This is a genomic window from Microcoleus sp. N9_B4, assembly GCF_036701635.1.
Classification (GTDB): Bacteria; Cyanobacteriota; Cyanobacteriia; order Cyanobacteriales; family Microcoleaceae; genus Microcoleus.
Genome location: NZ_JAUBRC010000039.1, coordinates 60,879 through 73,314 on the forward strand (window position 1 = coordinate 60,879; position 12,436 = coordinate 73,314).

General features: G+C 44.6%; 4 protein-coding genes and 1 pseudogene. All 5 read left to right on the plus strand.

Annotation, left to right across the window (positions count from 1 at the left end):
- Positions 1-394 precede the first annotated feature (394 nt).
- Positions 395-1,900 (plus strand): DNA polymerase III subunit beta, encoded by a 1,506-nt coding sequence (gene dnaN, locus QUA43_RS22970; protein WP_333376717.1) that lies wholly within the window; start codon positions 395-397, stop codon positions 1,898-1,900.
- Positions 1,901-2,264: 364 nt separating this feature from the next.
- Complete coding sequence (gene dnaX / locus QUA43_RS22975) at positions 2,265-3,680, plus strand: DNA polymerase III subunit gamma/tau (protein ID WP_333376719.1); 1,416 nt, start codon at positions 2,265-2,267, stop codon at positions 3,678-3,680.
- Complete coding sequence (gene holA, locus QUA43_RS22980; protein ID WP_333376721.1) at positions 3,677-4,633, plus strand: DNA polymerase III subunit delta; 957 nt, start codon at positions 3,677-3,679, stop codon at positions 4,631-4,633. The genes dnaX and holA overlap by 4 nt, the downstream gene beginning before the upstream one ends.
- 424 nt (positions 4,634-5,057) lie before the next feature.
- Positions 5,058-6,078 (plus strand): annotated as a pseudogene (locus QUA43_RS22985) (IS701 family transposase).
- 1,088 nt (positions 6,079-7,166) lie between these two features.
- A partial coding sequence (locus QUA43_RS22990) for a calcium-binding protein (protein WP_333376723.1) occupies positions 7,167-12,436 on the plus strand: 5,270 nt, incomplete at its 3' end.

The window sequence follows — 12,436 nt, forward strand, 5'->3', positions numbered from 1 at the left end:
AGAAAGTAGGGAGAAAATAGCAATAAATCGGTTTGTGAAAAAGGCGACATCTCACTTAGAATAATATATCAGTAGGGCGAAGCATGACCTCCGTAAATATAAGACGTTCACCAATAACTTATATGCCGGAATGCTTCGCTCTCTTTTTTTCGACAAGATGCACTCCCAAAAACTGCTACTTAGATTACGATTTTATTAATCAACAAGCTCAAATTTATCATCCTAAAATAAAGGTTGATTATTACCTTTAATTGTTAAAAAATAATTACAATAATCCACCTGCTCTCAACCATATTGGTTCCACTCTTTCCACACTTCGACTCTCTTTTTTCAGCCACCGCTCGCGAGTGCTGCTACCGCAGCGGCAAATCGAACTTCTGACACACAACTAATTATGGCAAAATCTAGACTTACAGAAACACCCCCTCAGCAAAAAGTAGTACAGAGAGCAACCAAGAAAAAACGATCTCCTGAAACAGCGACTAATTCCGCTAAGGCTGAAAAATCTGTTACAAAAATCACAAAAGGTTCTTCAACTTCTGAACCGGAAACAGCACTTTCAGAACAAGTAGAACCCTCTGAAAAATCCACAGAATATACACCAGTTTCAGCCACAGATGCTTCTGATTTAGGAGCTAAATCAAACGATGAGACATTGCCGGAGCCTTCTCCTTCCCCTTCCCCTTCAATCGTTGAATTTGCCTGTGATGCCAGAGAATTAAATGATTACATCCAAACTCTCAAAAGCAGCATTTATAGCAATAACAACCATGTCATTTTATCCAATATTCTCATAGAAGCAGATGCCGCAACTAGACAATTGCATTTAACTGCTTATAACCTGGAATTTGGGATACAAGCGAGTTTTGAAGCTAATATCAATCAATCTGGAAAGCTCACTCTCCCTGCAACCATACTCGCAGACATTCTCGGAAAATTTCCGAAAAGTCGCGTTACCTTAAAGAGTTCTTGGGAAATTATCAAAGGAAGTGACGTTCCATCAGTCAGTGCCACTCTGACTGCATCAAGGAGCAAGCACGTCATTCGTGGGCTAACTGCGGACGAATTCCCTGCTATCAAGAGCCTTGAACAAAAACTTGTGACCATTCCTGCTAGCGTGTTAATTGCTGTCCTCAAAGCCAGCTTATTTGCTGTAAGTTCTGAAGAAACCAAACGTATCTTAACTGGAGCTAACTTTCAACTAAGCCACGACGCAGAAAGGGGACTTTCTCAATTGAGAGTTTGGACAACAGACGGACATCGGATAGCAATGGTTGTAGGATTCAGTGAAAGCAGTGATTCCGATATTTTGAACACTCGAAACGTGCAATTTACAGTACCCACTAAGGTACTCCGGGTATTAGAGCGGACTTTGAATCCCACTGACAGAGTAGCTATTTACTATGAGACTGAGCCTGACAATAGCAATAACTTTGTTGCTTTTGAGTGGAACAATTGGCGGCTGACAGCGCAGTTATTAGAAGGAAAATACCCGAAGTGCGACCAGATTATTGCTCCTTATCGGCATGAACTTAGCCATCAAATTGTGGTAGAGAAGCTCAGCTTTTTAAAAGCCTTAGAGCGGTTAGCTTCTCACAGCGATAAGTCCCATGTTACAGCAATTTTTGAATTCGATTTAGATAGTCAACAAGTGCGAATTTCACTAAATAATACTCTCAGTTCTGGTACTGAGATAGTTGATGCCAAACTATTCGGTTGTGACTTTCGGATCAAGTGCGACATCCGCTATTTAATTGATACAGTTAAAGCTGTTTCTAGTTCGGATTTGCGGATGTTAATGGCAACTCCTACGGCTCCCATACTGATTGCACCGTTTGGAATACCAGCGTCGGGTACAGAGGCTAAGGAGTGCGAATACATTATCGCTCCGCAAGAATAAAAGGTGGGGAGCGGCATCTAAATTTGATGCCCTCTCCTGCCCCAATTCGGAGCCTATTACTGTATAAATTAGGATAATTTAAATTCCTATTTTAACATAAAAATTATCTACAAGTGTGTTCAATACTGTCGCACCAACAACTTATATTAATACTAATTATCAAGACTCATGCAATAGTAGCCGTAGGGTGTGTCGCCATTAAAAATTCCTAATTTAGACAAACAATCTCACAGAGCCGCACCTGACAAACAGAGCCCACAAACAAAGCTAACAATTCTGTAGCAAGATTTTTGAGAAATGGCATAACTTCAGGCATGCCTCCCCTATCGGGGAATAGTTACCAGAAGTATTCTAACGACTCAAAATGTACCAACCACTGCACCTCAAATACCGCCCCAAAAACCTACAAGAATTAGTGGGTCAAGACACCATCAAAACAACCTTGACCAATGCCATCACCTCCGACAAAATTGCTCAAGCTTACCTATTTACTGGCCCCAGAGGAACAGGCAAAACTTCAACCGCTCGCATTCTTGCTAAATCCCTCAATTGTTTGAATAGCAAAAAGCCAACCGCCACTCCTTGCGGAGAATGTTCAAGCTGCAAAACCATTGACTCCTGTTCAAGCTTAGACGTAACTGAAATCGATGCGGCCTCTCACAATGGCGTGGATGATGCCAGAGAATTAATACAACACAGCAACTTTGCGCCAGCGATGAGCCCTTACCGCATCTGGATTTTAGACGAGTGCCACCAACTCAGTACCAGCGCTCAAAATGCTCTCCTCAAATGCCTTGAAGAACCTCCGGCTCATGTGGTATTTATTCTCTGTACGACTGAAGCACATAAAGTCCTGCCGACAATTATCTCCCGCTGTCAAACTTTTAACTTCCGAGCCTTGTCAGTTGATGCTATTGTCGGACAATTGCACAAAATTAGCTCCACTGAATCTATTGAGATCGCAAGTGAGGCCATGCGGGCGATCGCTCGCACCTGTGACGGGGGGTTAAGAGATGCCCTGCAATTACTTTCTCAGCTTTCACTGCTAAACTCAGAGATTACCCTAACTCAAGTTGCAGAAGTATCTGGCAGCATCAGCGAGCAAGAGTCGATCGCCCTTCTCAAAGCTATTCATTCTGGCGATACCTTAAGCGTACTGCAATCTTCGAGAACGCTCATTGACAGCGGCAAAACCCCTAAACTTATTCTCAGCAGCTTGCTAGCAGCAATGAGAGATTTGCTCATTGTCAAATCAACGCGCCACTGCCAGAATTTAATGGCAGGGCCAGTAGGCTATTCACAACTGCGCTCGCTCGCTCTTCATCTCGATTTTGAAACAATTGATGCGGCTTGTACACAATTGCAAAAATCCGAATTTCAATTGAGAACTAGCACCAATGCTGCTACCTGGTTAGAAGTCTGTCTGCTGAACTTGATGCTGTCAAGCAAACCCGCTGCCCCCGAAACGCGGTTGCCGGCAACTTCCCAATCTAATCAGCCTGACAAACTTGATAAAACCCCTCAAAAAATAGAGGCAGATTCTCCTGACTTTGAGACAGCTTGGGCGCAAGTAGTAGCAGCAGCGAAACCAGGCAATCGTAGCCTCTTAAACCGCGCTCAAATTGCCGAACTTTCGGCTGATTCATGTGTGTTAGCAGTAGAAAGAAAATACGCGAACAAGTTTCAGAGTCACCTTGAATCCGTGCAGCGGATCGTTACTAAAGCTTTAGGCCGCTCTGTTACTGTTACTGTCAAACCACAGGAGGAGTTAGCAGCATGATTAGCATCCTAATTGGGAATGATACCTACGCAATTGAACGAGACGTTGAAAATTTTAAGACTCAAACTCATCCTCTATGGCGAGATTTCAACATCCACCGCTTCGATGCTTCTTCCCTGGATGCAGCCCTCTCTGCTGCTGCTTCAGTTCCTTTCGGCGGTGGAAACAAACTTATTGTCGTTGAAAATTGCGATTTCAAGCAATTTGGAGAAATGGGGCTAGAATTGCTGCAAATTTTGCCCCAATTACCTGTTACAACGCACTTAGTCTTCACTGCTGCTGTTATCGACAAGCGGCTCAAGGTAGTCAAGCATTTATTGCAGTTTGGTAAATTTAAGGAGTTTACTCTCATTCCTCCTTGGCGTACTGATTTGATTGAAAGTGCGATCGCTGCTACTGCTAAACAGATGAATCTCTCAATTGCCAGAGATGCTGTCAGTTATTTAGCGGTAGCGATTGGCAACGATTCTGCTAGAAGAGTCAGTGAACTGGAGAAATTAGCCATTTATGCAGCGGGATCTCGCATTAGGAAAGAAGCTGCTAAAATCCTCGTTCCAGCTACCACAGCCAACTGTTTTCAACTTGCCGAAGCTCTTTTAAAAGGTCAAGCAGTGGCGGCAATTAAGGTGCTTGATGAATTGCTATCTCGGGCAGAGTTTCCTTTAGCAATTATTGCCACTCTCCAAACTCAGTTTAAAACTTGGCTGTGGGTAAAAGCTACTATCAATTCCGACCAACAACGTTCTGATAGCGAAATTGCTAGTATGTGCGGAATTAGTAACCCCAAACGGCTGTATTTCCTTAAGCAGGAGGTTAAGGAAGTATCTGCGAACTTCTTAAGTCGATCGCTCTCCATTTTGTTTGATTTAGAAATTGCTCTCAAAACAGGAGATAAGCCTGACTCGATGTTGCCTGCTTTGCTCAGCATCACTCAACTCACTCATCTTAAATAACAGGAAAGCGCTGCCGAGTTAATTCGGCAGTCTTTCATTAACAATCCTGGAGGCAAAAACTGCTTTGCAACACTATTGGTAGCAGTAAGGTGCGCGGCGTACCCTACAGATAGAATTTATGCGTCCCGAACTAATTAACTGTAGTTAGTCCTGGACGCAACAATCCTATGGATAGGGGCAACCACGGGGGGTTTGCCCCTACATTCACATCATACAGCAGATTGCAAGTTTATAGATGACAGTAGCAGCATTTAGTAAACCTGTTTTTTAGATGTTGAGGATTTATTAAATCGAGTAATCCGGCAATTAATGTATCAATCATTTTTGTTGTAGTTGGAGAAAAGGTACTAGGACTTACGCATTGACAGAATAACAAAATAGTGCATTTATAAAGATGGGTCGTTTACTTTCTAGGTATCGGACAATCAGAGAAATTACTAAACCATCGACAGCACAATGCAATCTAGACCTCTACACCTTATTTTTGCTGTCAGAGCCAAAGTTTGGGGGGTGCAGTCGGCTAGCAGAGGTATTAGGAGATGTTTCACATGATAGCGTCAACCGTTTTTTATTGAGAGAGAGATACGAACCGAAAGATTTATTCAACATAATAGATAAAATCATTAACTTAGTAGGAGGGATACTAAGTGTAGACGATACAGTCATAGAAAAGATTTACAGTGCTCCCAAAAATGCCGAATTAATCAGTTATTTTTGGTCAGCAAAAGCCCATAAAACTATTATTAGCTTAAATTTAATTACGCTATATTACAGCGATATTAATGGTAATTCAGTCCCAATAAATTACAGAATATATGACAAAAAGAAGAAAAAAAAAGATTATTTTAGAGAAATGGTGAGATAAATAATAAACTGGGGAGTCAAGCCAAGAATAGTAACAGGAGATAGTTGGTATTCAGGAGTAGAAAAATTAAAATTTCTAAAAAACCAGAAATTGGCTTTTATATTTGGGATTGAAAAAAATAGAACCGTCTCAAATGAGCCACATAAGTATTGTCAAGTAAGCACTCTGGCTATTCCCGAAGAAGGATTAAGAACTCATTTGAAAGAATTTGGATTTATAAAGTTGTAAAGGTGCGACTTTAAAAAAGAAGACTCTAGACACTATATTTTATATCTGTCAGATGAGTCAAAAATTCCAGATATCAGCAGAAGTGAATTTATCACAATTCATGATACCCATTGGGGCATTGAAACTTTTCATTTCCGCCATAAAACAAGTATGTGGAATTTGTCGGTTCATGGTTAGAGATACATTAGCAATCAAAACTTACATATTTTGTTCACTGCAAGCATTTGTGAGATTGGAGTTTATGCGCTCTGAAAAGATAATTAGCAATTGGTATGAAGTACAACGGAATATGTTCACGTTAGTTGTACGTGAGCATATTTTTGCCAACCTTAGCAGTGATATCATTATCTAGAATTCATAGATGATGTTTTTTGTCAATGCGTAAGTCCTAGCTATCTTCTTTTCAGGACAACAATATGTCAATGCGGACAAGTAATTTGTTAAACGGACAGCAATATGTCAACGCGGACAAATAATTTGACACTCGACCCGTTCAATTAGATGTGAATTTTTGTTAAGACGCATCAAAACCTGCATAAACCGGGTTTTTGCGATTTATGCAGGTTTGTAACGAAGTATTCGGCGAAAAACCCGGTTTCTGACCACCCGTGCGTAACATCGATCGCCCTTAAATCTGCAAAACAACCGTTGTTCCGTACTTTCACCCAGTGTTTACCAAACTCGACAAAAAAACTTGAGAGTTTTGCATAAAACTACCGAGCTCACCCTGATAAGTAAATAGGAACAACAAAAAGGCTTTAGGGGCGATCGATCTTTGGCGCTAACAACCAGATCGATCGGACAATCCGGCTATGTCGCAATCCCGAACTCCGGCAGGGGTTTCAACCCCTGCCTCAAAGCGAAAGTCGTCTGAAGACGACTGAAGAATTTACCAGTCCTCTTTGAGAGGACTTTGGCTATGAGGCGGGGAATTCATTCCCCGGCGGATTGTGGGAAAGCGCGTGATTCGATCGCCCTTAAATCCCGAAAACACCCGTTGTTCCGTACTTTCACCAGTGTTTGCAAAACTTTATCCAAAAAAACTTGAGAGTTTTGCATAAAACTACCGATCTCACCCTGATAAATAAACAGAAGGGAAATTACGGAGTTCATCGCACTTGTTGAGAGTTATCCAAAAGTGCGATCGCCCGTAACTTCCCGATCGAAATCCGAACCAACATCCCAACGGATATTGGAAAGGGCTTCTTCCGATGTTGGTTTAATCTATTTCCACGGTTGCATTTATTGAGTTCATTTGAACTGGTAATTGCGACAACAGAGTTGAAGTGCGATCGCACTTCGCGAGACTTCAGTTTGGGTAAATGGCGGATATACGACAGTTAGAGAGTACGAAAGTGCAGAAGTGCGATCGGGCTTGTCGATAGAGTCACTTTGTCAATTTTTAGCACACTTTGTATCTACCACGCGAGGACAAAAATCATGGCTACTTCTAAAGAATTTGATTTTGATAAAGTTTACGATCAAATCATTCAAGATGGTGGTAAAACTAAGGTTGTTTATATCAATGGAATCAGGACTACTTCGGGTGGTTTTGAGGACGACATAAAAGGATTTGAGGATTTATGGAAACTGCCAGGAAACCTTTGGCTTCCAAATAATAGTTCAGTGACAAGAGGATCGATTCAGATAGACAAGAAATATCGAAACACGACAGATAGCACTGGAAATGATTTAGCAGATGCAGGAGTCTTTGTAGGTAAGTTTTTGTTCAATTATGCTCTCGAATTACTTGACCTTACAAACATTATCAAAAATGCCATAAAATATCCTGTTCTTTTAGTAGAATATGAAGCCCTAAAAGCAATAGGTGGTGACACCACACAGGTCAAGGAGCAACTTGACAATCTTTACAAAGATTTCGATTTTGTCAACTTAATTCAAAGTGGTTACGATTTTGCGAAAAGTTTTACTCAGATATCAAATCCAATTGATTTGGTGACCAATGATGATTTTACGGCTAAAGCTATCCTCTTTCTTCAACAAGTTGCTGGATATATTCCCGCTTTTAAAAATATTTCCACTCTAGTTGATAGCTTAATTGCAGCAGCACCGGCTGACTTGAAAGAGGCACTGGAACAATACTGGTATGCAGAAAGTAAATTCCAAGACATCAATAGTGACTGGACACAATCCGCAAAAGATTGGTTTGCTTCAAGTGAGCAAAATCCTTTTCAAAACAACTCTTTGATTCTGCTAGGTCATTCTCAGGGCAATTTCTTTGTTGAGGATGGACTAATTGATATGGGCGCACCTGGTAATTCTTTACCTCGGACAAGTGTTCTCGCAATGGGTTCGCCAACAAGTTATCTATATGCTGGCGGAATTAATAAGTATAAAGTAGAAACTATCTCCGATAATAACATTAAAAATCCCGGAGATCCTGTGACTGTGCTTCAATTTGATTCACAGCCTTTTGTCTGGGATAAAATTGGTAAAATTTTTAGTATGCTTCCTACGATAGGAGGCGTTACGGGGGCGCACGTAATTAAAAATTATTTTAGCCGTCCTGAAGTTCAAACTTTTTTCCAAGACACAGTGTACGAACTTCATCCCAAAGGATTTTATTTCCCCAAAGGGACAGTCACTACAAGTTCAACAAATGATGATGACTGGATTAAAGGAAATGGTGATATTCAAGGAGGAGGACGCAACGATGTTTTACAAGGTGGAGATGACAGTAGCGACAATTTAACCGGTGATTCTGGCTTCGACTTCTTAGATGGAAAAGGAGGAACTGATACTGCTAATTACTCCAGCAGCCCAATTGGCATTAAAGTTTGGGCAGATAAAGTTGCTGACAAATTTGATGTTTACAAAGTTGAAGATGGCTTTGTTGTAAAAGGCGAAAAAACTGTAGACACTCTTGGAAATATCGAAATCATCAGTGGCTCAAATTTTGATGATCAAATGACTGGCGGTGACTACAGCGATATCTTCTACGGCCAAGGCGGAAACGACCTTTTTTGGGGACAAAAAGGAGACGATACATTCTACGGTGGCACTGGTAATGACACAGCTTACGGCCGCGATGACAATGATGACCTTCGAGGTGATGAAAGCAGCGACGATTTAAGAGGAGAAAACGGCAACGACTCTCTCTACGGCGGTCAAGATAATGACTTCCTCTACGGTGGCGAGGGTGAAGACGAACTTCGCGGCGAACAAGGTGCCGATGACCTCCGAGGAGACAATGGCAACGACACCCTCTACGGTGGAACCGAAAATGATTCCTTGTACGGCGGCGATGGTGAAGACAAACTCTATGGCGAAGAAGGAGACGATGACTTAAAAGGAGAAGAAAACAACGATTCTCTTTACGGCGGAACTGGCAAAGATACCCTCAATGGCGGCAGTGGAAATGACGACTTGCGAGGCGAAGAAGGCGATGATTTGTTACAAGGAGAAGCCGGAAACGACACTTTATATGGTGGCGACGACCAAGACCAACTTTATGGTGGATTAAATGCCGACTTACTCTACGGCCAAGCTGGCAACGACCAACTTTTCGGTGAAGATGGCGACGACATCCTCGACGGTGGTAGCGAAAACGACCAACTCTACGGCAACGAAGGCGATGACAAACTCTACGGCCAAACTGGCAACGACATCATCCAAGGCAACGAAGGCGAAGACTACGCCGAAGGTGGCAGCGGCCGCGACTTCATCCAAGGCAACGAAGGCAACGACATCCTCTACGGACAAGACGGCAGCGACACCATCGAAGGCAACGCAGACGATGACTTCATTGATGGTGGCAACGGCCAAGACTTGCTTTCCGGCAATACCGGAGATGACAGAATTTACGGACAAGCTGGCAACGACATCATCCAAGGCAACGAAAATAATGACTGGCTAGAAGGCGGCGACGGCCAAGACATCATTGATGGCGGGGCCGACGACGATGATATTTACGGACAAGCAGGCGAAGACAACCTTTTCGGCAGTCAAGGCCAAGACTACATCGATGGTGGCGACGGCAAAGATACTCTGTTTGGCGGCTTCGATGATGACGTACTTTTAGGTCAAGGTGGCGATGACACTCTCAACGGCAACGCAGGCAATGACGAATTATTTGGCGCTACTGGCAATGACTCGTTAATCGGAGAAATCGGCGATGATTTAATCGACGGCGGAGAAGGAGTTGATCTCGTTAATTACATCAATTCTCCCAGTGGCGTTATCGTTAATATTGACGAAAATAGCGACTACGAAACTAACACCAATCAACGCTTCAAAGAATTCGTTACTGATGTCAATCCCAGCGAATACTACACGGAACTCGAACGGGATTTTGAAATTGCCGCTGGTACCGGTAAAGACAGTTTTGGCACTACCGATGCTTTGAGAAACTTAGAAGACATCATCGGTACTCGCTTTGAAGATATCTTAATTGGCAACGAAAAAGATAACCGAATTTGGGCATTAGAAGGCAACGATTTATTAATTGGCAATGCCGGCAATGACTCATTTTACGGCGGAGAAGGCATCGACATTCTCAGCTACCGCCGCGACCCGAACGGCGTTACTGTGAATTTACAAACAGGCGATGCTATCGACGGTTGGGGAAATCAAGACAAAATTGCCGATATTGAAAACGTCGCCGGTTCTCGGCATGACGATAATATTACTGGCGACGATACCGTTAACGTTATCACTGGCGATGCTGGGGACGATCGCATTTACGGACTCGGTGGCGAGGACAAACTCTACGGCGAATTCGGCAACGACCTAATCTACGGCGGCGAAGGCGGCGACAGCATCTACGGCAATCAAGACCGAGACACCCTATACGGTGAAGCCGGTCAAGACTACATCCGAGGTGGTGATGCCGACGACTTAATCTACGCCGGTAGCGATGACGACACCGTTGCAGGAGACGCAGGCTACGGCAACGACACAATTTTTGGCGAAACAGGCAAAGACTTACTCTACGGCGGCGCTGGCGACGACTTTGTGTACGGCGGCGAAGACAAAGACACCATCTACGGCGAAGGCGAAAACGACAAACTCTACGGAGAAGGAGACACCGACCTAATCTACGGTGGCACCGGCGACGACGAACTCTCCGGCGGCGACGACCAAGACACCCTCATCGGCGAAGCCGGCAACGACACTCTCGCAGGCGATGCAGGCGACGACACCCTAGACGCCGGAACAGGCAACGACTATCTCTACGGCGGCACTGGCAAAGACACCCTAAATGCCGGCCTCGGCAACGACCAACTTTACGGCGGCGGCGATGCCGACATTCTCCTCGGCAAAGAAGGCGACGACAACCTCTACGGCGAAGCAGGCGACGACACCCTCGATGCAGCAGAAGGCAACGATTCCCTCTACGGTGGCGACGGCAAAGACATTCTCGATGCCGGAATTGACAACGACTATCTCTGGGGTGGTCAAGACGATGACACTTTATCAGCCCAAGCTGGCGATGACTACCTGTTTGGCGAAGGTGGCAACGACTCACTCAACGCAGCAGAAGGCAACGACAGTCTCTACGGTGGAGACGGCAAAGACATTCTTGATGCCGGAATTGGCAACGACTATCTCTGGGGTGGTCAAGACGACGATACTTTATCAGCCCAAGCTGGCGATGACTACCTGTTTGGCGAAGGCGGCAACGACAGCCTCGATGCAGCCGAAGGCAACGATTCCCTTTACGGCGATAGTGGCAAAGACTTTCTCAATGCTGGCGCAGACAACGATTACCTCTGGGGTGGTCAAGACGACGATACTTTATCAGCCCAAGCTGGCGATGACTACCTGTTTGGGGAAAACGGCGATGACATCCTCGATGCAGCAGAAGGTAACGATTCCCTTTATGGCGGCGATGGCAAAGACATTCTCGATGCCGGAATTGACAACGACTATCTCTGGGGTGGTCAAGACGATGACACTTTATCAGCCCAAGCTGGCGATGACTACTTGTTTGGGGAAAACGGCGATGACATCCTCGATGCTGGCGAAGGCAATGATTCCCTTTATGGCGGCGACGGCAAAGATACCCTGTTCGGCGAAGCTGGCAACGACTTATTAGAAGGCGGTTTCGGCAATGACTCACTCTTAGCAGGCGAAGGTAACGATACCCTTCTCGGTCAAGCTGACAACGACACTCTGTACGGCTTCGGTGGCGATGACATCCTGGAAGGCAACTCAGGAAAAGACCGACTCTTTGGGGAACTCGGCAACGATACTCTCAATGGCGGTACTGAAAACGATACCCTCGAAGGCGGTGACGGTAACGACATTCTGGACGGTGGTGATAATAACGACAGTCTGTTCGGACAAGTCGGTGATGATACGGTTATCGGCAACCGTGGCGATGACATTGTTGATGGCGGTTCCGGCAATGATTTGCTTCAGGGGAATCAAGGGCGCGATCGAATTGACGGTCAATCCGGCCTCGACACCCTCCTCGGTGGCGACGATAGCGACACTCTTTGGGGAGGAGACGACGCGGACAACTTGCTGGGAGAATCCGGCAGCGATACCCTGTTCGGCGGTTTCGGCAACGACCAACTCGACGGCGGCGAAAATAATGACAGCCTCTACGGGGAAGGTGACGATGATACCCTAGCTGGCGGAACAGGCGACGATTTCGTAGATGGCGGCACCGAAAACGATACCCTCTCCGGCAACGACGGCCGCGACAAATTATACGGCCGCCAAGGCAACGACTTTTTAGAAGG